This window comes from Hydrogenophaga borbori (assembly GCF_003417535.1).
Classification (GTDB): Bacteria; Pseudomonadota; Gammaproteobacteria; order Burkholderiales; family Burkholderiaceae_C; genus Hydrogenophaga; species Hydrogenophaga borbori.
This window is the reverse complement of record NZ_QVLS01000010.1, coordinates 203,388-224,250: the sequence shown is the minus strand read 5'-3', so window position 1 is coordinate 224,250 and position 20,863 is coordinate 203,388. Positions and strand designations below refer to the sequence as shown.

General features: G+C 70.0%; 18 protein-coding genes and 1 pseudogene. 7 read left to right on the top strand and 12 right to left on the bottom strand.

Features of this window, described 5'->3' with window-relative positions:
- Positions 1–199: 199 nt before the first annotated feature.
- From DY262_RS16190 to bfr, 5 genes and pseudogenes are all read right to left on the bottom strand, one after another.
- Positions 200–595: pseudogene (locus DY262_RS16190) on the bottom strand (barstar family protein); the annotation flags it as partial.
- A 53-nt stretch (positions 596–648) separates the two neighbouring features.
- On the bottom strand, positions 649–1,077 hold the full coding sequence (locus DY262_RS16185; RefSeq protein WP_116960126.1) for a guanyl-specific ribonuclease: 429 nt from the start codon (positions 1,075–1,077) through the stop codon (positions 649–651).
- A gap of 178 nt (positions 1,078–1,255) precedes the next feature.
- On the bottom strand, positions 1,256–3,583 hold the full coding sequence (locus DY262_RS16180; protein WP_116960125.1) for an NADP-dependent malic enzyme: 2,328 nt from the start codon (positions 3,581–3,583) through the stop codon (positions 1,256–1,258).
- A 153-nt stretch (positions 3,584–3,736) separates the two neighbouring features.
- Entirely contained in the window at positions 3,737–3,961 is a 225-nt protein-coding gene (locus DY262_RS16175; RefSeq protein ID WP_116960124.1) for a (2Fe-2S)-binding protein, read from the bottom strand.
- Positions 3,962–4,063: 102 nt separating this feature from the next.
- Positions 4,064–4,540, bottom strand: coding sequence for a bacterioferritin (gene bfr, locus DY262_RS16170; RefSeq protein ID WP_116960123.1), 477 nt, complete (start codon positions 4,538–4,540; stop codon positions 4,064–4,066).
- 128 nt (positions 4,541–4,668) lie between these two features.
- On the opposite strand from bfr, the gene DY262_RS16165 reads away from it, so the two are divergent.
- Entirely contained in the window at positions 4,669–4,977 is a 309-nt protein-coding gene (locus DY262_RS16165; protein WP_147326252.1) for a hypothetical protein, read from the top strand.
- Between the two features lie 5 nt (positions 4,978–4,982).
- Here DY262_RS16165 and DY262_RS16160 read toward each other — a convergent pair whose 3' ends face one another.
- From DY262_RS16160 to DY262_RS16150, 3 genes are all read right to left on the bottom strand, one after another.
- Entirely contained in the window at positions 4,983–6,380 is a 1,398-nt protein-coding gene (locus DY262_RS16160; protein ID WP_116960121.1) for an aminopeptidase P N-terminal domain-containing protein, read from the bottom strand.
- A gap of 71 nt (positions 6,381–6,451) precedes the next feature.
- The gene (locus DY262_RS16155) at positions 6,452–7,240 is read right to left on the bottom strand and encodes a nucleotidyltransferase family protein (protein ID WP_116960120.1); all 789 of its coding nucleotides are present in this window, start codon (positions 7,238–7,240) and stop codon (positions 6,452–6,454) included.
- Between the two features lie 42 nt (positions 7,241–7,282).
- Positions 7,283–8,293, bottom strand: a complete 1,011-nt coding sequence (locus DY262_RS16150; RefSeq protein WP_116960119.1) for a sodium:calcium antiporter — start codon at positions 8,291–8,293, stop codon at positions 7,283–7,285.
- 169 nt (positions 8,294–8,462) lie between these two features.
- Between DY262_RS16150 and tkt the strand changes: the two genes are divergently transcribed.
- A complete protein-coding gene (gene tkt / locus DY262_RS16145) occupies positions 8,463–10,511 on the top strand; it encodes a transketolase (RefSeq protein ID WP_181936536.1) in 2,049 nt (682 codons plus the stop codon).
- Between the two features lie 42 nt (positions 10,512–10,553).
- Positions 10,554–11,552 carry a type I glyceraldehyde-3-phosphate dehydrogenase gene (gene gap, locus DY262_RS16140; RefSeq protein WP_116960117.1) on the top strand — a complete coding sequence of 333 codons (999 nt, stop codon included), beginning with the start codon at positions 10,554–10,556 and terminating at the stop codon, positions 11,550–11,552.
- 63 nt (positions 11,553–11,615) lie between these two features.
- Here the strand turns inward: gap and DY262_RS16135 are convergent, their stop codons facing one another.
- The gene (locus DY262_RS16135; RefSeq protein ID WP_116960151.1) at positions 11,616–11,954 is read right to left on the bottom strand and encodes an SMR family transporter; all 339 of its coding nucleotides are present in this window, start codon (positions 11,952–11,954) and stop codon (positions 11,616–11,618) included.
- Between the two features lie 147 nt (positions 11,955–12,101).
- Here DY262_RS16135 and DY262_RS16130 point away from each other — a divergent pair, with 147 nt between their 5' ends.
- From DY262_RS16130 to DY262_RS16120, 3 genes are all read left to right on the top strand, one after another.
- Positions 12,102–12,716 carry a TetR/AcrR family transcriptional regulator gene (locus DY262_RS16130; RefSeq protein ID WP_245981049.1) on the top strand — a complete coding sequence of 205 codons (615 nt, stop codon included), beginning with the start codon at positions 12,102–12,104 and terminating at the stop codon, positions 12,714–12,716.
- Positions 12,713–13,618, top strand: a complete 906-nt coding sequence (locus DY262_RS16125; RefSeq protein ID WP_116960115.1) for an alpha/beta hydrolase family protein — start codon at positions 12,713–12,715, stop codon at positions 13,616–13,618. Before DY262_RS16130 ends, DY262_RS16125 begins: the two co-directional genes overlap by 4 nt.
- Positions 13,619–13,712: 94 nt before the next feature.
- Complete coding sequence (locus DY262_RS16120; protein ID WP_147326251.1) at positions 13,713–15,617, top strand: S8 family peptidase; 1,905 nt, start codon at positions 13,713–13,715, stop codon at positions 15,615–15,617.
- Between the two features lie 34 nt (positions 15,618–15,651).
- On the opposite strand, the gene DY262_RS16115 is transcribed toward DY262_RS16120, so the two are convergent.
- Genes DY262_RS16115 through DY262_RS16105 form a run of 3 tightly spaced genes read right to left on the bottom strand, consistent with a single transcriptional unit; the run spans position 15,652 to position 17,763 of the window.
- Positions 15,652–16,440, bottom strand: coding sequence for an SPOR domain-containing protein (locus DY262_RS16115; protein WP_116960113.1), 789 nt, complete (start codon positions 16,438–16,440; stop codon positions 15,652–15,654).
- The gene (locus DY262_RS16110) at positions 16,434–17,231 is read right to left on the bottom strand and encodes a biotin--[acetyl-CoA-carboxylase] ligase (RefSeq protein ID WP_116960112.1); all 798 of its coding nucleotides are present in this window, start codon (positions 17,229–17,231) and stop codon (positions 16,434–16,436) included. The genes DY262_RS16115 and DY262_RS16110 overlap by 7 nt, the downstream gene beginning before the upstream one ends.
- Positions 17,232–17,235: 4 nt before the next feature.
- Positions 17,236–17,763, bottom strand: a complete 528-nt coding sequence (locus DY262_RS16105; protein ID WP_181936535.1) for an SET domain-containing protein — start codon at positions 17,761–17,763, stop codon at positions 17,236–17,238.
- A gap of 111 nt (positions 17,764–17,874) precedes the next feature.
- On the opposite strand from DY262_RS16105, the gene DY262_RS16100 reads away from it, so the two are divergent.
- Positions 17,875–20,832 (top strand): DNA topoisomerase III, encoded by a 2,958-nt coding sequence (locus tag DY262_RS16100; RefSeq protein WP_116960111.1) that lies wholly within the window; start codon positions 17,875–17,877, stop codon positions 20,830–20,832.
- Positions 20,833–20,863: the final 31 nt, after the last annotated feature.

Below are 20,863 nucleotides of genomic sequence, written 5' to 3'. Positions count from 1 at the left end.
GCTCCGTCCCCTGTGAGGGGATGCGCCGCAGGCGCGGCGGGGAGCGCCCGGGTTACGCCGCGGCGAGCCAGTACCCGGCGTTGAACGGGCTGCTCATGCGCAGCGCTTGCGGGCTCACGTCGAGGATCTTGTCCGTCGGCATGGGCTCCTCGTTCTGCACTTCGATCGGCTCCTCGCCCTTGGGGCTGCGCGCCACCGAAAAGGAATAGAAGCAGCGGAACGGGATCTTGCGGTCGCTCCAGTAGTCGGCGGCGTCGCGGAAAATGTCGAGCAGCTGCTCGCGCGCTTCCTTGTCAAACTTGCTGTGCGCCGGGATGTGCTCAAGCACCACGATGAAACCGGTCTGCGGGCCGGACTTGTGGACCATGTCGGTCATGCAGTCGTACAGCGCATCGAAGTTCTTGCCGAAGTGCGCCGGCAAGGTGTATTGGGCGGCGATCAACTCCAGCACATCCTGCTTGCTCTGCGCCTTGGCCAGGTTGGCGTAGAGGAAGTGGTGGCCGAGGTACTCGGCCGCCGCTTGCAGGTCTTTCACGCCATAGGCGCGAATCGACTGAACGATGTTGGGTCGCACATTACGAAGTGGCGTGTCCATCTCCGCGTCTCTTTCACAGTCAAAGGTTGAAATACCGATCGATCTTCGGAGGTTCACTGCACGATGCGCTTGAAGCTCGAGTAGTGGTCCTCGGTGTAATAGCAGGCATCAGGTACGGCGGGTTGCGCGCCGCCACACACAATACGCCGCGCTCCCCGGTGGTTCAAACCCGGAGTGGGTACGGTGTATTCCCGGTAGTACCCCCGCTGTTCCCTGGGCAGCAGGCCCTCGCGGTTGAAGAAGACCGTGCCGTCTTTTTCGTAGCGAAAGGGCCCACCCTGGCGGATCTGGCCCAGAACCTGCTGACCCTGCGTAGGCAGGGCCGATACCGACATGGACGCGGCAGGGGCGAGGACGGAGGACTCGGGGCCGCGGGCCTGCACCAAAAAGGTGCTTGCGCTGGCGACCACGGTGGCCGCGACAGCCGCAAATAAGCCGGCTTTTCCCCTGCCCCAGTGCTGGCGTACCCGCCGCAAATCCATGAGGTTGGCTTGCTCCTGATGCGGGTCAACCCTGGGCCAATGCCCTGGGGTTAACCCTGAATTCAAGCGCGAGAGTGTGCCCTAACCGGCGCCAAAACGCAAGCGACTGCCTAAAAAACAGGCAGTCGGCGGGGCGAAAACCGTCAAAAAAAGTTAGCGCCCGCTTTGCCTGAACGCCCTAACGTGCCACGTTGGCATCCGCCACGGTCAGGGCCGTCATGTTGACGATGCGGCGCACGGTGGCGCTGGGCGTCAGGATGTGCACCGGCTGAGCGGCGCCGAGCAGCACCGGGCCGATAGCGATGTTGCCGCCGGCCGCCGTCTTCAGCAGGTTGTAGGCGATATTGGCCGCGTCGATGTTCGGCAGCACCAGCAGGTTGGCCACGCCTTTGAGGGTGGAATTGGGCATGAGCGCGGCGCGCGCGACCGGGTCCAGCGCCACGTCGCCGTGCATCTCGCCGTCCACTTCCAACCAGGGTGCCTGCTCGCGCAGCAGGTCGAGCGTGCGGCGCATCTTGACGGCCGAGGGCTCGTTGGAGGAGCCGAAGCTGGAGTGCGATAGCAAGGCGGCCTTGGGCTGGATGCCGAAGCGCAGCATCTCTTCGGCCGCCATGACCGTGATCTCGCAGAGCTCCTCGGGCGTGGGGTCGTGGTTGACGTGCGTGTCGACGAGGAAGACCTGGCGACCCGGCAGCATCAGCCCGTTCATGCAGGCATACACGCGCACGTCCTGCGCGGTGCTGGGACTGCCGCCCGCGCGTTTGCCGATGACCTGGTCGATGTAGTGCAAGTGGCCTTGGGTGGTGCCCCAGGTGCCGCAGATCAGGCCGTCGACCTCGCCCTTGTGCAGCAGCATGGTGCCGATGAGCGTGAGGCGGCGGCGCATCTCGATCTTGGCGAGCTGCTGGGTGACGCCCTTGCGTTCGGTCATGCGGTGATAGGTCTGCCAGAAGTCGCGGTAGCGGTGGTCCTGCTCGACGTTGACCACGTCATAGTCCAGCCCCTCCTTCAGACGCAGGCCGAACTTCTCGATGCGCTGGGCAATGATGGCCGGGCGGCCGATCAGCGTGGGCCGCGCCAGGCCTTCATCCACCACGATCTGGCAAGCGCGCAGCACGCGTTCCTCTTCGCCTTCGGCGTAGGCCACGCGCTTGCGCTGCGCCAGCTTGGCGGCCGAGAAGATGGGCCGCATGACGGTGCCGGAGGCGAACACGAAGCCCTGCAGCTTCTCTCGGTAGGCGGCCATGTCCGCGATGGGGCGCAAGGCCACACCGCTGTCGGCCGCGGCCTGCGCCACCGCGGGCGCGATCTTGATCATCAGCCGCGGGTCGAAGGGCTTGGGGATCAGGTATTCGGGGCCGAAGGCCAGCTTCTCGCCCGCGTACGCGGCGGCCACGACCTCGCTCTGCTCGGCCTGCGCCAGCTCGGCGATGGCGTGCACCGAGGCGATCTCCATCTCGTCCGTGATGGTGGTGGCGCCCGAGTCGAGCGCACCGCGGAAGATGTACGGGAAGCAGAGGACGTTATTGACCTGGTTCGGGTAGTCCGTGCGGCCGGTGGCCATGATGGCGTCGTCGCGCACGGCCTTCACGTCCTCCGGCAGGATTTCGGGGTTCGGATTGGCCAGCGCCAGGATGATCGGCTGGGCCGCCATGGACTTGACCATCTCGGGCTTGAGCACCCCGCCGGCCGACAGGCCCAGGAAGATGTCCGCGCCCGCGACGACCTCGGCCAAGGTGCGTGCGCTGGTCTTCTGTGCGAACTGCACCTTGTCCTCGTCCATCAGCTCGGTGCGGCCCTCGTAGACCACACCAGCCAGGTCGGTCACCCAGATGTTCTCGCGCGGCAGGCCCAGCTTGACCAGCAGGCCCAGGCAGGCGAGGGCGGCGGCGCCGGCGCCCGAGGTCACCAGCTTGACCGCCTTGAGGTCCTTGCCCACCACCTTCAGGCCGTTGAGGATGGCCGCGCCGACGACGATGGCGGTGCCGTGCTGGTCGTCGTGGAAGACCGGGATCTTCATGCGCTCGCGCAGCTTGCGCTCGACGTAAAAGCAATCGGGTGCCTTGATGTCCTCGAGGTTGATGCCGCCGAAGGTGGGCTCCAGCGCGGCGATGACCTCAACCAGCTTGTCCGGGTCCTTTTCGTTGATCTCGATGTCGAAGACGTCGATGCCCGAGAACTTCTTGAACAGCACGCCTTTGCCTTCCATCACCGGCTTGGCGGCGAGCGGGCCGATGTCGCCCAGGCCCAGCACGGCCGTGCCGTTGGTGATGACCGCCACGAGGTTGCCGCGCGCGGTGTACTTGAAGGCGTTGACCGGGTCGGCCACGATTTCTTCGCAGGGGGCCGCCACGCCGGGCGAATAGGCCAGGGCCAGGTCGCGCTGATTCGACAGGGGCTTGGTGGCGGCAATGGCCACTTTGCCGGGCAGGGGCTGCTCGTGGTACTGCAGCGCGGCGCGGCGCAGTTCGGCGCGTTTGTCCTCAGGGTTGTTCGATGCGGTCATGCACGTCTCCGGCCTTGATTTTTGCCATGCGAAAGGCGAATTCGCATTCTAAGTCGGGCACGCGGAAACCCGGGGGCGCACACAGGGCGTCCCGGGTGAAGGGCTTGTGACTGGAAAGGGGGGAATGGGCTCGCCCAGGGCGGGCGAGCAGGCTCAGGCGCGTTCGGCCTGGCGGGCCTGTTCGGCGGTCTGTCGCTGCAGGTGGGCCACGACTTGGCCCGGGGCGCATTCGGCAAAGACCGAGCGCGCGCAGCCTTCGCACTGGCCGCACTGTGTGGCCACGCCGAGTTCGAGCTGGATGTCGTCGAACGCCATGCCGGACCGGGCGCACTGGGCGATGGTCTTGTCACTGACACGGTGGCAAACGCAGACGATCATGGGGTTGGGTACCAAGAAACTCCTGCAAATGATAATAGATCGCATTCATTGTGCAAGCCCTCTTGAAAGCCACCCGACGGGCGGCTTCTCCCCTGCGTCGCCTCAGCTCACCGAGCCCATCTGGCTCTGCAGGTAGTTCTGCAGGCCGACCTTCTCGACCAGCTCGATCTGCGTCTCCAGGAAGTCGATGTGTTCCTCGGTGTCGTCCAGGATGGTCTGGAGCAGGTCGCGCGAGACGTAGTCGCGCACGGCCTCGCAGTGCGCGATGCCTTCCTTGATGGTGGCCTGCGCGCCTTGCTCGAGCGCGAGGTCGCAGCGCAGGATCTCGGGCACGTCCTCGCCGATGCCGAGCTTGCCCAGGTCCTGCAGGTTGGGCAGGCCGTCGAGCATGAAGATGCGGTCCATCAGCTTGTCGGCGTGCTTCATCTCGCCGATCGATTCCTCGTATTCCTTGCCCGCGAGCTTGTCCAGGCCCCAGTGTTTGAGCATGCGGTAGTGCACGAAGTACTGGTTGATCGCCGTCAGCTCGTTCTTCAGTTGCGCCTGAAGGTGGGCAATCACTTTCTTGTCGCCTTTCATGTGACTCTCCTTGTCGTTGTTGCGGCCGGGGGATTGTGGGCCCATCGCCGGTGGGGGCAAGGGAGGTGCATTTTGCAAATGAGAATTGTTCTCATATGATGACCGGCCTGTCACCGCCGGAGCACCCCATGAAGCCGCCCTTTCCGACCCACGCCGACGAGGAATACAGCCTGCCGCCCGTCGAGGCGCTGCTGGCCGGCACGCTCGCGCTCATGACCGGTTGCGCCCAGCACAGCGGTCCGGTGTGCCAGCGCGAACTGATGGTCGGCAAGGTGGTGAGCAACCTCACCGAACTGGCGCAGCACCCGGCGCTGTCGCGGCCCATGCGGGTGTTGCTGGGCCGGCTGAGTTCGCGCTGGCTGCTGGAACTGGGCGGCGCCGCGGTGCCCGCCGCCGGGCTGATGCCCCTCCTGCCGGAGCACCGCACGCTGCAGTAGTCGGCTCAGCCCCGCATCAGCGCCTCGATGGCATCCGGCGCCACCGGCACGTCGCGGGTGATCAGCTCGCAGCCGGTCTCGGTGACCACGGCGTCGTCCTCGATGCGGATGCCGATGTTCCAGAAGCGTTCGGGCACGCCTTCGGCGGGGCGGATGTACAGCCCCGGCTCGATGGTGAGCACCATGCCCGGGCGCAGGATGCGGCTGGGGCGGTCCTTGATGGTCTCGCCGGACAGCGGGTCCTGGCGCTCACTGACCTGGCCGACCTCGGACGGCTCGACGTAGCTGCCGCAATCGTGCACATCCATGCCCAGCCAGTGGCCGGTGCGGTGCATGTAGAACGGGAAATACGCGCGCTGGGCGATCACGTCGTCCACCGTGCCGACTTTGTTCCTGTCGAGCAGGCCCAGGTCGAGCAGGCCTTGGGCGAGCACCTTGACGGTGGCCTCGTGCGGGCCGACGAAACGCGCGCCGGACCGGGTGGCGGCGACGGCGGCGTCCTGGCTGGCCAGCACCAGTTCATAGACCGCGCGCTGCGGACCGGTGAAGCGGCCATTGGCGGGGAAGGTGCGCGTGATGTCGCTGGCGTAGCCGTCGAGCTCGCAGCCGGCGTCGATCAGCACCAGCTCGCCGTCGCGGATGGGCGCGGCGTCGGCGCGGTAGTGGAGGATGCAGGCGTTGGCGCCGGCCGCCACGATGCTGCCGTAGGCCGGGTACTGCGAGCCGCCCTGGCGGAACTCGTGCAGCAGCTCGGCGTCGAGGTGGTACTCGCGCACGTCCTGGCCGGCGCGCAGCATGGCGGCGCTGCGCTGCATGGCGCGGATGTGACCGCGCGCGCTGATGCGCGAGGCGCGGCGCATGATGTCCAGCTCGTGCGCGTCCTTCACCAGGCGCATCTCGTCGAGCGGGGTGCACAGGTCGCGCTGGCTTTCGGGGCACAGGGCACCGTAGCGCACGCGCGCGCGCACCTTCTGCAGCCAGCCATCGATGCGGCCTTCCAGCCCCGCGTGGGTGGCGAAGGGATACCAGACCACCGCGCGGTTCTCCAGCAGCCGTGGCAGGCGCTGGTCGAGTTCGGCGACGGAGAAGGCCTCGTCCACGCCCAGCGCGGCCGGCGCGGCCTCGGGGCCCAGGCGGATGCCATCCCAGATCTCGCGCTCCAGGTCCTTGGGTTGGCAAAACAGCGTGGTGCGGCCCTCGGCGGTGATCAACAGCCAGGCCTGCGGCTCGGCGAAGCCGCTCAGGTAGTAGAAGTAGCTGTCGTGCCGGTAGATGAAGTCGGTGTCTCGGTTGCGCGGACGTTCCAGCGCGGTGGGCACGATGGCGATGCCACCGGGGCCGAGTTGCGAGGCCAGGCGCGCGCGGCGCTCGGCGTAGAGGCGGAAGTGGGTCGAGGCGTCCATCGCGCCATTGTGGCGGCAAGCGCCGGGGCGCGGGTCCAGAGGCGATCCGGCGCCGCCCGCCCGCCGCCGGATCAGCGCCCTTGGGGGGGCGCGGCCCGCGCCGCCGGGGGGTGTGGGGGGTGCTGCCGGTTCAACTCGGCCAGGCGCTGGGGCGTCCCCACATCCGTCCAGGGCCCCGGGTACAGCTCGGCGCTCACGCGGCCGGCGTCCATGGCCCGGCGCAGCAGCGGCGCCAGCGGCTCGGCGCGGCCCTGCGGGTTGCCGGGCGGAATGTCGAACCACGGGGTCTCGAACAGCGCGCGCCGGTACAGGCCGATGGTGCTGTAGGTGTGGCGCGGGGCGTCGGCGCCTGCCCCGAGGTTGAGTGCCAGGCCCTCGGGGCTCAGGCCGAAGTCGCCGCGGGGGTTGTGTTCGGGGTTGGACACCAGCCACAGGTGGGCCAGGCGGTCGCCCCGCGCGAAGCGCTCCAGCGCGTCGGGGGCGAAGGGGAAGCCGGGCGCAAAGACATCGCCCGCGACGACCCAGAACACCTCGTCCAGCAGCGGCAGCGCGCGCGCGATGCCGCCAGCGGTCTCCAGCGCGTAGCCGAAGTCCTCGCCTTCGGCGGAGTAGGCAATGTCCAGCGCCAGGCCTTCGCTGCTGCGCGGGTACGGGCCGAAATGCGCGGGGATCTGCTCGCCGAGCCAGGCGGTGTTGATCACCAGGTCGGCGCAGCCGGCTTCGGCCAGGGCGTCCACATGCCATTGCAGCAGCGGCTTGCCATGCACGACCAGCAGCGGCTTGGGCAACTGGTCGGTCAGCGGCCGCATGCGGTTGCCGCGGCCGGCGGCCAGGAGGATGGCGTGGGCAGGGTGGGCCATGGTGAAGGGGCTAGGCCTCGACTGTAGCCGCCCCGCGGCGGCTCAGCGGCCGGCCAGGGCGAACAGGCCGGCCATGCCCGCCGCATAGACCAACAGCAGCGCCCAACTGTCCGGTCCCATGCCCAGGCGCTTGCGGCGCGGGCGCCACAGCAGGCCGGCCGCCACCACGCCGGTCATCAGCAGGCCCAGGGCGGTGACGTACAGCGTTTCGGCGCTGGCGCCAGGCATCACGGCCTGGCCGGCCAGCGCCGTGGCCAGCACCAGCAGCACGGGCAGCAGGGCGTTGCCGCCCAGGATGTCGCTCACCGCCAGCGCGGGCTCGTGGCGCCGCATCGCGGCCAGACCGGAGGCGATTTCGGGCAGGGCGGTGGACGCGGCGAGCGCGGTGGCGCCGAACAGCACGCCGTCGATGCCCCAGCGCCGGGCCAGGGCGTCGCCGCTGCGCTCCAGCAGGACGCCGCCGATGAGCGTGAGCGCGGCACCGGCGGTGAACAGCAGGACCGCGCCGCGCAGGCCGTCCGACGGGCGGCGGCGGGGGCGGCGGGGCGCGGCCGAGGGGTGTTGGCTGAGCCGGCGCACCAGCAGCAGGCCTCCCAGCCAGGCGAGCACGGTCAGCGCGCCGTCCGGCGTGACGCCGAAACGGATGGCGCCGGCCGGCAGCCAGTGGCCCAGCAGCACCAGGGCCAGCAGCGCCATCACCATCAGCGCCTCGGCCAGTGCCTGGGGCGAGGCCACGCGGGTGGACAGCGGCACCGCGCCGCGGTGGCCCACGGCGTCGAACAGCGCCAGCAGCAGGGTCTGGATGGCCACGCCGCCCAGCAGGTTGGCCACGGCCACCTCGACGCGCCCGCCCAGCGCGGCGCTGGCGGTGATAGCGATCTCGGGCAGGTTGGTCACCAGCGCCAGCAGCACCAGCCCGCCCATCTCTTCGCCCCAGCCGAAGGCCTGGTCCAGCCGGTCGGTGGCCTGGGTGAGCCGCACGCCGGCCCACCACACGACCAGCGCCGCGCTGGCGAAGATCGCCAGCAGCGCGGGGGAGGGCAGATCGGTCATGGGCACGGGTGGGCGGCCATCGTACGGCGGGCCGCGCGCCCCGCCGCCAGGGGCGATACCCCCCGCGCAAGCGGCCGGCACGGACCCAGTCGCTAAAATCCGGGGTTTTCCCCAGGCTGGGCGGCGCGCGACGCGCCCACGCCGCGCCCCCACCCCACCCGAGGTCTTCATGAGCGACTCCGCCGTCGTCACCGTCTCTCCCCTGGTCATGGCCAACGCCATCCGCGCTCTGGCGATGGACGCCGTGCAGGCCGCCAACTCAGGCCACCCCGGCGCGCCCATGGGCATGGCCGACATGGCCGTCGCGCTGTGGGGCCGCCACCTCAAGCACAACCCGGTGAACCCGCACTGGGCCGACCGCGACCGCTTCGTGCTGTCCAACGGGCACGGCTCCATGCTCATCTACTCGCTGCTGCACCTCACGGGCTACGCGCTGCCCATGCAGGAGCTGAAGCACTTCCGCCAGCTGCACAGCAAGACGGCAGGCCACCCCGAGGTGGGCATCACCCCCGGCGTGGAAACCACCACCGGCCCGCTGGGCCAGGGCATCACCAACGCCGTGGGCATGGCCCTGGCGGAGAAGCTGCTGGCCGCCGAGTTCAACCGCCCCGGCCACACCGTCGTCGACCACCACACCTACGTGTTCCTGGGCGACGGTTGCCTCATGGAGGGCATCAGCCACGAGGCCGTGGCCCTGGCCGGCGCCTGGAAGCTCAACAAGCTCATCGCGCTGTACGACGACAACGGCATCTCCATCGACGGCAAGGTCACGCCCTGGTTCATCGACAACACCGCCCTGCGCTTCGTGGCCTGCGGCTGGAACGTCATCGGCCCCATCGACGGCCACGACGCGGACGCGGTGGACCAGGCCATCGCCCAGGCGCGCCGCCACCCCGAGCAGCCCACGCTGATCGTCTGCAAGACGCACATCGGCAAGGGCAGCCCGAACCGCGCCAACACCGCCAAGGCGCACGGCGAGCCGCTGGGCGCCGACGAGATCCAGCTCACGCGCGAGGCCCTGGGCTGGCCGCACGCGCCCTTCGTGGTGCCCGACGAGGTCTACGCCGCCTGGGACGCGAAAGCCGCCGGCGCCGAGGCCGAGGCCGACTGGACCGCGCGTTTTCGCGCCTACCGCGCCGCCCACCCCGAACTGGCCGCCGAGTTCGAGCGCCGCATGAAGGGCGAGCTGCCGAAGGACTTCGCCGCGCTGGCCGCCGCCGCGGCCCGCCAGGCCCACGCCAAGGCCGAGACCGTGGCCAGCCGCAAGGCCAGCCAGCTTGCGCTGGAGCACTTCACCGCCGCGCTGCCCGAACTGCTGGGCGGCAGCGCCGACCTCACCGGCTCCAACCTCACCAACACCCAGTCCACGCCGCCGCTGCGACTGGACATCGCTGGCAATGTGGTGCGCGACGAGGCCGGCCGCCTGGGCCGCCACATCAACTACGGCGTGCGCGAGTTCGGCATGGCCGCCATCATGAACGGCGTGGCCCTGCACGGTGGCTACATCCCCTACGGCGGCACCTTCCTCACCTTCAGCGACTATTCGCGCAACGCCATCCGCATGGCCGCGCTGATGAAGCAGCGCGTGGTCCACGTCTTCACGCACGACTCCATCGGCCTGGGCGAGGACGGCCCCACGCACCAGTCGATCGAGCACGCCGCCAGCCTGCGCCTGATCCCGGGCCTGGACGTCTGGCGCCCCGCCGACACCGCGGAAACCGCCGTCGCCTGGACCGTGGCGCTCGAGAACCGCGACCGGCCCACGGCGCTGCTGCTGTCGCGCCAGAACCTGCCCTACCTGCCCAAGGACGGCCTGGGCGACATCGCCAAGGGCGCCTACGTGCTGGCCGAGCCCGCCGGCAAGAAGAAGGCCCAGGCGGTGATCATCGCCACCGGTTCCGAGGTGCAGCTCGCGCTCAAGGCGCAGGCGCTGCTGGCCAAGGAGCACGGCATCGCGGTGCGCGTGGTGTCCATGCCCAGCACCACCCGCTTCGACCGCCAGGCCGCCGCCTACAAGAAGGCGGTGCTGCCCGCCGGCCTGCCGCGCATCGCGGTCGAGATGGGCGTCACCGATTTCTGGTGGAAGTACGGCGTGTGCGCCGTGGTCGGCATCGACACCTACGGCGAGTCGGCGCCCGCGCCGGTGCTGTTCAAGCACTTCGGCTTCACCGAGCAGAACGTGGCGGACACGGTGCGCGCCGTGCTCGCTGGGCAGTGATCCTTTTCCGGTTTTTCCGAATCAACCCCTGGAGATGACAGCATGACGATCAAGGTCGGTATCAACGGTTTCGGGCGCATCGGGCGCATGGTGTTCCGCGCGGCGGTCGCCAACTTCAAGGACATCGAGGTGGTCGCCATCAACGACCTGCTCGAGCCCGACTACCTGGCCTACATGCTCAAGTACGACAGCGTGCACGGCCGCTTCGACGGCGACGTGAAAGTCGAGGGCTCGAACCTCATCGTGAATGGCAAGAAGATCCGCCTGACCGCGGTGAAAGACCCGGCCGAGCTCAAGTGGGGCGAGGTCGGCGCCGACGTGGTGATCGAGTCCACCGGCATCTTCCTGGACAAGGCCGGCGCCGAGAAGCACCTGGCCGCGGGCGCCAAGAAGGTCATCATGTCCGCCCCCTCCAAGGACGACACCCCCATGTTCGTCTACGGCGTGAACCACGAGACCTACGCCGGCCAGGCCATCATCAGCAACGCCAGCTGCACCACCAACTGCCTGGCCCCCGTGGCCAAGGTGCTCAACGACAAGTGGGGCATCAAGCGCGGCCTGATGACCACCGTGCACGCCGCCACCGCCACCCAGAAGACCGTGGACGGCCCCAGCAACAAGGACTGGCGCGGCGGCCGCGGCATCCTGGAGAACATCATCCCCAGCAGCACCGGCGCGGCCAAGGCGGTGGGCGTGGTGATCCCCGAGCTCAACAAAAAGCTCACCGGCATGTCCTTCCGCGTGCCGACCAGCGACGTGTCCGTGGTCGACCTGACGGTGGAGCTCAACAGCGCGGCCACCTACGCCGAGATCTGCGCCGAGATGAAGGCGCAGAGCGAAGGCAAGCTCAAGGGCGTGCTGGGCTACACCGAGGACAAGGTCGTGGCCACCGACTTCCGCGGCGATGCCCGCACCTCGATTTTCGACGCCGACGCCGGCATCGCGCTCGACGGCACCTTCATCAAGGTGGTGAGCTGGTACGACAACGAATGGGGCTACTCCAACAAGTGCCTGGAAATGGCGCGCGTGGTGGCCAAGTAAGGCCCGCGTGCCCTCCGCTGCAAAGGCGCCTTCGGGCGCCTTTTCATTGGGGCGCGACCGGCCTCAATGCGGGGCGCTCTTGGAGAACAGGTTGATCACCAGCACCCCCGCCATGACCAGCCCCATGCCCAGCAGCGCGGGCAGGTCCAGCGTCTGCCGGTGGACCAGCCAGCCCAGCAGCGAGATCAGCACGATGCCAACGCCCGACCAGATGGCATAGGCGATGCCCGTGGGCAAGGTTTTCAGGGTCAGCGCCAGAAAGTAGAAGGCCACGGCATAACCGACCACCACGGCCACGCTGGGCCAGAGCCGGCTGAAACCCGCCGAGGATTTGAGCGCGGTGGTGGCGGCGACCTCGGCCACGATGGCGATGCCGAGGTAGAGGTAAGCGGTGGAGTTCATGGCGGCGGTTTTGGCGGTGCGGGCAAGCGGCGCGCCCAAGCCGGCATTGTCCCCGCCGCCTCCCTCCCTCTCCCAGGGTCGCCCAGACGACCACTCGGGCCCGCCGCGTCATTGACGCTAGACCGATCGGTCTAGACAATGCCCGGCATGCCCGCCCCACCGCCTGTCGAGCCCGCCCGCGAGCGCCTCATCGCCGCCATGACCGACGCCCTGCGCCGGCGCGGCCTGCACGGCATCGGCCTGACCGAGCTGCTGCGGGCGGCCCAGGCGCCCAAGGGCGTGCTCTACCACCATTTCCCGGGCGGCAAGACCGAGCTGGCCGTGGCCGCCATCGACCAGGTGGTGGGGCGCATGACCACCGGCCTGGACAAGCTGCTCGCCGGCACGCCCGACCCGCTGCTGGCCATGCGCCGCTGGATCGCGGGCGCCACCGCCCGCCTGCAGGAGACCGGCTTCGAGGCCGGCTGTCCACTCGCCACGGTGGCGCTGGAATCCGGACCCGAGGACCGCGCCCTGCGCGAGGCCCTGGCGCGCGCCTTCGGGCGCGTGCGCGAGCGCATCGCCCAGGGCCTGGCCGGTGCCGGCCTGCCCGCCGAGCGCGCCCAGGGCCTGGCCGCGCTCATCGTCGCCGCCTACGAAGGCGGTCTGCTGCAGTCGCGCGTGGCGCACAGCATCGAGCCCATGCAGCGCGCCGCCGACACCCTGCTGGCCTTGCTGTCGGCCAGTCCGTTCTGCGACCCACTTCAGGAGCCACCGCCATGAACCCCGCCCACCAGGACCGCGCGACCGCCGATGCCGTGCGCATCGAGTCCCTGACCCTGCACGCCGCCGACGGCTACCCGCTGGCGGCCCATCGTTACCGTGGTCCGACGCCGCCGCGCGCGCACCTCGTGGTGGGCGGCGCCACGGCGGTGCCCCAGGGCTTCTACAAGCGCTTCGCGCAGCACGTGGCCGCGCAGGGCGTCGATGTGCTCACGCTCGACTACCGCGGCATCGGCCGCTCGGCGCCCAACAGCCTCAAGGGCTTTCGCATGGACTACCTCGACTGGGGCCGGCTTGACCTGGCCGCCGCCGTGGCCGCCATGCGCGCGCCCGGCGTGCCGCTGTGGCTGGTGGGCCATTCCTACGGCGGCCACGCCCTGGGCCTGCTGCCGCACCCGGAGCACGTGGACGCGGCCTACACCTTCGCCACCGGCGCCGGCTGGCACGGCTGGATGCCGCCGCTTGAGCGCCTGCGCGTGCAGATCATGTGGAACCTCATCGGTCCCGTGGCCACGCGCCTGGCCGGCTACCTGCCCTGGAGCAAGCTCGGCATGGGCGAGGACCTGCCGATCGACGTCTACCGCCAGTGGCGCCACTGGTGCCGCTTCCCGCGCTACTTCTTCGACGACCCGCAGATGCGCGAGGTGACCGCGCGCTTCGACGCCGTGCGCTTTCCGATCGTGGCGGTCAATGCGCTCGACGATGCCTGGGCGCCACCGGTCTCGCGAGACGCCTTCATGGCCGGGTACCGCAACGCGCCCGTGAAGGCCGTGACCCTGGACTCGCGCCGCGACGGCCTGGGTCCCATCGGGCACATGGGCTACTTCCGCCCGCGCGCCCAGCCCTTGTGGAACGAGGCCCTGGCCTGGTTCGACGGCCAAAGGATGGCGTCGGCCATGTGATGAAAAGGATTTGCAAATTCCTTCTGGGGTAACTCCGCATGGGCCCGGTCGGAAGCGCCGTGGATTTGGCGGGCCCGCGTGCTACAACCCCGCCATGGTTTCAAAGCTGTTGCGCGGATATGTCCTGGCCCTGGTCGCTCTGGCCTTGGGCAACGCCTTGGCCGCGCAGCCGGCGGCCCCTGGCGATGCCCCGGCCTTTGGCCTCATCGTCGGCTACCGCGACGGCGCCAATCCGCTGAGCCGCGAGGAAACCGACCGCGGCCCCTGGGCCGACCGCGAGGCCCGGCTGGCCGGCGCCTGGCAACGGGCGACCCAGCGTTCGCGCGAACAAACCGAGCGGCTGGCGCGCGACACCGGCGTGCGCGCCGCCTCCGTCGGCGAGGCGGGTCGTGCGGCGCTGCTGCGCTTTGACCGCCCGATGCAGGGCCGCGCGCTGGCCGACGCCCTGCGCCGCGTGCGCCTGCACCCGGACGTGGCCTGGGTCGAGCCCAATGTGCTCGTGCGCCCGCAGTTGGTGCCCAACGACGCGAACTACGGCTTGCAGTGGCACCTGCGCGGCCCGGGCGACGGCGAACCGGCGGGGCTCAACCTGCCGCCCGCGTGGGATCTCGGCACCGGACTCAGTTCCACGGTCGTGGCCGTGGTGGACAGCGGCGTGCGCTTTGGCCACCCCGACCTGGCCGGCAAGCTGCTCGCGGGGTACGACTTCGTGAGCGAATTGCAGGTGGCCAACGACGGCAACGGCCGGGACGCCGATGCGAGCGACCCCGGCGACTGGATCTACCCCAGCGACCTCAACAACCCGCTGTTCTCGGGCTGCGAGCTGGGCTTCAGTTCCTGGCACGGCACCTTCATCGCCGGCCAGATCGCCGCGGCGACCGACAACGGCATCGGGGTGGCGGGCCTGAACTGGCAGGCGCGCATCCTGCCCGTGCGGGTGTCGGGCAAGTGCGGCGCCCTGGTGTCCGACCTGCTCGATGGCGTGCGCTGGGCCGCCGGCCTGCCGGTGGCCGGGGTGCCGGCCAATCCCACGCCGGCGCGCGTGATCAACCTGAGTTTCAGTGGCAGCTCGGCCTGCAGCCCGGCGTACCAAACCACCGTGGACGACGTGCGGGCGGCGGGCGCCTTGCTGGTGGTGGCCGCGGGCAACGAATCGGGCCCGCTCACGCGCCCGGCCGACTGCGAGGGGGTGATGGCCGTGGCTTCGGTGCAGCGCGACGGCGCCAAGGCGGACTATTCCAACTTCGGGGCCAACGTGGCCTTGGCCGCGCCGGGCGGCTCGGGCACCACGCCCCTGGACCCGGACAACCTCTACTCGACCACGAACTCCGGTCTGAGCGCGCCCGCGCCGGGCGGCGACACCTACGGCTACAAAAAGGGCACCAGCTTCGCCGCGCCCCAGGCCGCCGGCGTGGCCAGCCTCATGCTCGCCCTCAACCCCCACCTCACCCCGCAAGCGCTGATGGAGCGCATGCAGGCCGGCGTGCGGTCACACACCCCGGCGGGCGGGCTGGCCTGCGGCCCGGCCAACAGTGGGGTATGCCAGTGCACCGCCACCACCTGCGGCGCCGGCCTGCTCGACGCGGACCGGTCCCTGCAACTGGCCACGGGCCCTGCCGCCGTGATCCAGGCGGTGAATGTCGTGGCTCCGGGTGCCTTTGTCACGCTCGATGGCCAGGCCAGCGTGGCGCTCGCGCCGGCGACCCTCACGGGCTACCAATGGACCCAGGACAGCGGCTCCACCGCCGTCGCCATCCCCAACAACACCCAGTCCGTGACCGGCGTGCAATTGCCCGCCGTGGAGGGCCGTTGGGTGTTCCGGCTCAAGGTCACCGACAGCAATGGCGACACCGGCAGCGACGCCGTCATCGTGCGTGCGGTGGCCCCACCCGCGCCGCCGGTCACGGGTGGCGGGGGCGGTGCCTTGGGGGCCTGGTGGGGCCTGGGGCTGGCGCTGTGGGGCCTGGGCGTGGCGCGGGCATCGCGCCGCCGCCGCTGAACACCACCGGGTTCCACACGCCGGATCGGAGGCGTCAGTTGCAGCGTTGCAGGCTGCGGCCCGCCATGGCCGGGCCCAGTGCCTCGATGCGCGCGCGAACGGTCTCGCCGATGGCCGGCAGGCGCAGCGAATAGCTCAGGCTCTCGGCGCGTTCCTGCACCACGCGGGCCGTGCGCACGTTGCGCCGCTCGGCCAGCTGCAGCCCTTCGCGCGCCGCTTCCTCGCTGGAGAACGTGCCCAGCGCGATGCCGGGCGCCAGGCCGTTGGTGTTGACGTCGCGGAATTCCACGCCCATGGCGCGCAGCTCGGCCTTCTTGCGGCTGGCCTGTTCGGCGCTGTCGTAGCGCCCCATGTAGACGATCCAGCGCCCGGGACTGCGGGTTTCGGTGAGCTGCCAGTCGCCACCGCCCAGGCTGAGCAGGCGCAGCTCGGCGCGCAGCAGCTCGGCCTGCTCGGGGCTGAATCCGCTGGCTTGCCAGCAGGCGCGCGGCTCATTGGCCGCGGCCGGTGTGGCGGCGGCCGGCGTGGCCGCGAGCGCCGCCGGGGCCGTGGGGGGCGGCGCCTCCACGGCCGCCGGCGCTGCGGCCACCGGGGGGTGGGCCGGGACGGCGGACTCGGGCGCGGGCGCCGGCGCGGTAGGCGGCTCGGCGCCGCGCGGCCCATTGAGCAGGCGCACGTTCTCGGGCGCGATCTGCTGCGTCAGGCGCTGCGGTTCGCGCGGCTCGCTGGTCGGCGGGAAACCGATGGCGGCGAGATGGCCCTGCGTCCAGGCGAAATACAGGCTGTTGGCCGCCAGCAGCACGGCGATCGTCCACCTCAACATGGGCGCACGCTCACTTCCGCACTGTCCACGCGGCGCAGCTGGCCGTTCACGCGCACCAGCAGCGCGCCGTCCTCGGCCACGCCGCAGGCGCTGCCGGTGCTGCCATCGCTCAGGCGCAGCTCGCGGTCCTTCAGCGCGTCGCGCGCCGCGTAGCGCGCGGCGAACGGTGCAAAACCTTCGCTGGCGAACCTCAGCACCTCGCGCACCAGCGGCGGCACCAGCCGGGGCAGCAGCTCGGCGGGGGTCACGCCCACCTCCACCTCGGCCAGCCCGGCCGGCGGCACGCCGCCCATGGGGCTGGCGGGTGCGCCGGCGAGCGCCGACTCGGCCGGTCGCGCGACGTTGATGCCCGCGCCGATCACCACCGAGCGCGGCCCTTCGCGGTCGTCGGCCTGGCCCGCCGTTTCGACCAGGATGCCGCCGAGCTTGCGGCCCATGAGCCAGAGGTCGTTCGGCCACTTGATGCGCACGTCCGGGTGCAGTTGCTCGGCCAGCACCAGGCCCACCGCGAGCGACAGGCCCGACCAGCTGCGCGGCGCCAGCGACAGGCCGAGCGAAAACGTGAGCGACTGGCCGGGCCGGCTGTGCCAGCCACGTCCCAGCCGGCCGCGCCCGGCGGTCTGGCGCTCGGCCACCAGCAGCACCGGGTCCAGCGGCGCGGTGCGCGCGCGGCGCATGAGCTCGGTGTTGGTGGAGTCGATCTCTTCCAGCACCTCGACCGTGAAGCCGGGCAGGTCGGGCACCACCGCCTGCCAGATGGCTTCGGCGCCGCCCGCGAGCGAGGCGCTCATGGCCTTACCCCAGCTTGGTGGCGCGCCCGCCGCGCTTGGGCGCCAGCAGCGTGCCGCGGCACTTCTTGGCGCCGCACCAGCAGGGGTACTGGGCCTTGAGCTTGGGCGTGAACGGCTCGTCGATGACGAGGCCGTAGTCGTAGAACAGCTCCTCGCCGGCCTCGATGGCGCGCAGGCTGCGGATGAACACGCGGCCATCCTCGATGTCGGCCTCGCAGTTGGGCTTGCAGCTGTGGTTGATCCAGCGCGCCGAGTTGCCGCCGTACTTCGCATCGATCACGTGTTCTTCGTCGATGTGGAAGTAGAAGGTGTGGTTCGGGTCGCTCGGGTCGTGCGGGTGGCGGTCCAGCGCTTCTGCCCAGGTGATGACCTCGCCCGTGTACTCGATCAGCGTTTCGCCCGGCGCGATGTCCACCAGCGCGAAGACGCCTTTGCCGTGCACCCCGGAGCGGCGCGTCTGGATGCGGCGCGCGTCGCTGGACTTGGCCGGGGATGCGGAGCGTGCCGAGGGCTTGCGCGGGGTTTTCGTCACGTCGGATTTCTTTGGTAAGGTTGTTTCATGCGAGTGCGCGCGTGGGTGCGCGCACGACAAGCGCGCGCACGTGTGTGCATGCGCGAGCGCGCGTGGGAGCGGATTGTAGAGATGAAAACCGAAGGTTCTGCCAAAACACTGGTCATTGCCGAGAAGCCATCCGTGGCGCAGGACATCGTGCGCGCGCTCACGCCGGTGGCGGGCAAGTTCGACAAGCACGACGAGCACTTCGAGAACGAGCGCTATGTCGTGACCTCCGCCGTGGGCCACCTGGTGGAGATCGCCGCGCCCGAGCAGTTCGACGTCAAGCGCGGCAAGTGGAGCTTCGCCCACCTGCCGGTGCTGCCGCCGTACTTCGAGCTCAAGCCGATCGACAAGGCGAAGTCGCGACTCAACGCGGTGGTCAAGCTGGCGCGGCGCAAGGACGTGGGCGAACTCATCAACGCCTGCGACGCGGGCCGTGAGGGCGAGCTGATCTTCCGCCTGATCGAGCAGTACGCCGGTGGCCAGAAGGGTGGCCAGTACCAGGGCCTGGGCAAGCCGGTGCGCCGGCTGTGGCTGCAGTCCATGACGCCGGCCGCGATCCGCGAGGGTTTCGACAAGCTGCGCAGCGACGCGCAGATGCGCGGCCTGGCCGATGCGGCGCGCAGCCGCTCCGAGGCCGACTGGCTGGTGGGCATCAACGGCACGCGCGCCATGACCGCCTTCAACTCGCGCGATGGCGGCTTCTTCCTCACCACGGTGGGCCGGGTGCAGACGCCTACCCTGTCCATCGTCGTGGAGCGCGAGGAAAAGATCCGCGCGCACCGCCCGCGCGACTACTGGGAGGTCCACGCCAGCTTCCTGGCCGAGGCCGGCGAGTACCCCGGCAAGTGGTTCAACCCCGACTTCAAGAAGCCCACGGGCGAGGACGCCGACGCCGATCTGCGCGCCGACCGCGTCTGGAGCCTGCAGGAGGCGCAGGCCATCGTGGATGCGGTGCGCGGCAAGGCCGCCAGCGTGAAGGAAGAGAGCAAGCCCACCACCCAGGCCTGCGGCCAGCTCTACGACCTGACCAGCCTGCAGCGCGAGGCCAACGGCCGCTTCGGCTTCTCGGCCAAGACCACGCTGCAGCTCGCGCAAAGCCTGTACGAACGCCACAAGGCCCTGACCTACCCGCGAACCGATTCGCGCGCCCTGCCCGAGGACTACCTGGGCACGGTCAAGGACACTTTCGAGATGCTGGCCGGCAGCGGCATGGTGCACCTGGCACCGCACGCCCGGACCGCGCTGACCAAGGGCTACATCCGCCCGAGCAAGCGCATCTTCGACAACAGCAAGGTCTCGGACCACTTCGCCATCATTCCCACGCTGCAGGCACCCAGTGGCCTGTCCGAGGCCGAGCAGAAGCTCTACGACCTGGTGGTGCGCCGCTTCATCGCGGTGTTCTTCCCCAGCGCAGAGTTCACCGTGACCACGCGCATCAGCAGCGTGCTCAACCACCACTTCAAGACCGAAGGCAAGGTGCTGGTCAACCCGGGCTGGATGGCGGTCTACGGCAAGGAAGCCGCCGACGAGGTGGAAGGCGCCAAGCCCGGGGAGAAGGGCCAGAACCTGGTGCCGGTGCGCGAAGGCGAGACTGTGCGGACCGAGTCGGTGGAGCACAAGGGCCTGCAGACCCGCCCGCCCGCGCGCTACAGCGAAGCCACGCTGCTGGCCGCCATGGAGGGCGCCGGCAAACTCATCGACGACGAGGAGCTGCGCGAGGCCATGCACGAAAAAGGCCTGGGCACGCCGGCCACGCGCGCGGCCATCATCGAAGGCCTGCTGGCCGAGAAGTACATGCTGCGCGAAGGCCGCGAGCTCATCCCCACCGCCAAGGCCTTCCAGCTCATGACGCTGCTGCGCGGCCTGGAGGTGGAGGAGCTGTCCAAGCCCGAGCTCACCGGCGAGTGGGAGTACAAGCTCGCGCAGATGGAGCACGGCAAGCTGTCGCGCGACGCCTTCATGGCCGAGATCGCGTCCATGACCGAGCGCCTGGTGAAGAAGGCCAAGGAGTACGACCGCGACACCGTGCCGGGCGACTACGCCACGCTGTCCACGCCCTGCCCCAACTGCGGCGGCGTGGTGAAGGAGAACTACCGCCGCTTCGCCTGCACCGGCGCCGACGGCGCCGGCGAGGGCTGCGGCTTCTCGTTCACCAAGTCGCCCGCCGGGCGCACCTTCGAAACGGCCGAGGCCGATGCCTTCCTGCGCGACAAGCGCATCGGCCCGCTCGAGGGCTTTCGCTCCAAGGCGGGCTGGCCCTTCGTGGCCGAGCTCGTGCTCAAGCACAGCGAGGAAGACCGCAACTGGAAGCTCGAATTCGACTTCGGCGACGACCGCAAGGACGAGGAGACCGGTGAACTGGTCGACTTCTCCGGCAGCGAATCGCTGGGCGCCTGCCCCAAGTGCGGCGGCGCGGTGCACGAGCACGGCGCCAACTACGTGTGCGAGCGCGCCGTGCCCACGGCGCAGCAGCCCACGCCGAGCTGCGACTTCAAGAGCGGCAAGGTCATCCTGCAGCAGCCGGTGGCGCGCGAGCAGATGAGCAAGCTGCTGACCACCGGCAAGACCGACCTGCTCGACAAGTTCGTCTCCATGCGCACGCGCCGCTCGTTCAAGGCCTTCCTGGCCTGGGACGCCGAGGCCGGCAAGGTGAACTTCGAATTCGAGCCGCGCGACAGCAAGTACCCGCCGCGCAAGGCGGGCGCGCGCCCGGCCGCCAAGGCCGCCGCGCCGGCAAAGAAGGCCGCCGCGAAGAAGGCGCCAGCCGCCAAGAAGGCGCCGGCCGAGAAGAAAGCCCCGCGCAAGGCCACCGCCGCCACCGGCAAGCAGCCCAGCGCGGCGCTGGCCGCCGTCATCGGCGAAGGGCCGGTGTCGCGGCCCGAGGTGGTCAAGAAGCTGTGGGACTACATCAAGGCCAATGGCCTGCAGGACCCGGCGGACAAGCGCCGCATCAAGGCCGACGCCAAGCTGCGCCCGGTCTTCGGCAAAGACGCCGTCACCATGTTCGAGATCGCCGGCCTGGTCGGCGATCACCTGAGCTGAATTCCTTCAACACTTCCAGGAGACCGATCCC

Bases quoted from the DNA above. Each gene is read 5' to 3' on its own strand.
- DY262_RS16185 (WP_116960126.1), bottom strand. From the start codon at position 1,077: ATGGATTTGCGGCGGGTACGCCAGCACTGGGGCAGGGGAAAAGCCGGC.
- DY262_RS16180 (WP_116960125.1), bottom strand. From the start codon at position 3,583: ATGACCGCATCGAACAACCCTGAGGACAAACGCGCCGAACTGCGCCGC.
- DY262_RS16175 (WP_116960124.1), bottom strand. From the start codon at position 3,961: ATGATCGTCTGCGTTTGCCACCGTGTCAGTGACAAGACCATCGCCCAG.
- bfr (WP_116960123.1), bottom strand. From the start codon at position 4,540: ATGAAAGGCGACAAGAAAGTGATTGCCCACCTTCAGGCGCAACTGAAG.
- DY262_RS16165 (WP_147326252.1), top strand. From the start codon at position 4,669: ATGAAGCCGCCCTTTCCGACCCACGCCGACGAGGAATACAGCCTGCCG.
- DY262_RS16160 (WP_116960121.1), bottom strand. From the start codon at position 6,380: ATGGACGCCTCGACCCACTTCCGCCTCTACGCCGAGCGCCGCGCGCGC.
- DY262_RS16155 (WP_116960120.1), bottom strand. From the start codon at position 7,240: ATGGCCCACCCTGCCCACGCCATCCTCCTGGCCGCCGGCCGCGGCAAC.
- DY262_RS16150 (WP_116960119.1), bottom strand. From the start codon at position 8,293: ATGACCGATCTGCCCTCCCCCGCGCTGCTGGCGATCTTCGCCAGCGCG.
- tkt (WP_181936536.1), top strand. From the start codon at position 8,463: ATGAGCGACTCCGCCGTCGTCACCGTCTCTCCCCTGGTCATGGCCAAC.
- gap (WP_116960117.1), top strand. From the start codon at position 10,554: ATGACGATCAAGGTCGGTATCAACGGTTTCGGGCGCATCGGGCGCATG.
- DY262_RS16135 (WP_116960151.1), bottom strand. From the start codon at position 11,954: ATGAACTCCACCGCTTACCTCTACCTCGGCATCGCCATCGTGGCCGAG.
- DY262_RS16130 (WP_245981049.1), top strand. From the start codon at position 12,102: ATGCCCGCCCCACCGCCTGTCGAGCCCGCCCGCGAGCGCCTCATCGCC.
- DY262_RS16125 (WP_116960115.1), top strand. From the start codon at position 12,713: ATGAACCCCGCCCACCAGGACCGCGCGACCGCCGATGCCGTGCGCATC.
- DY262_RS16120 (WP_147326251.1), top strand. From the start codon at position 13,713: ATGGTTTCAAAGCTGTTGCGCGGATATGTCCTGGCCCTGGTCGCTCTG.
- DY262_RS16115 (WP_116960113.1), bottom strand. From the start codon at position 16,440: ATGTTGAGGTGGACGATCGCCGTGCTGCTGGCGGCCAACAGCCTGTAT.
- DY262_RS16110 (WP_116960112.1), bottom strand. From the start codon at position 17,231: ATGAGCGCCTCGCTCGCGGGCGGCGCCGAAGCCATCTGGCAGGCGGTG.
- DY262_RS16100 (WP_116960111.1), top strand. From the start codon at position 17,875: ATGAAAACCGAAGGTTCTGCCAAAACACTGGTCATTGCCGAGAAGCCA.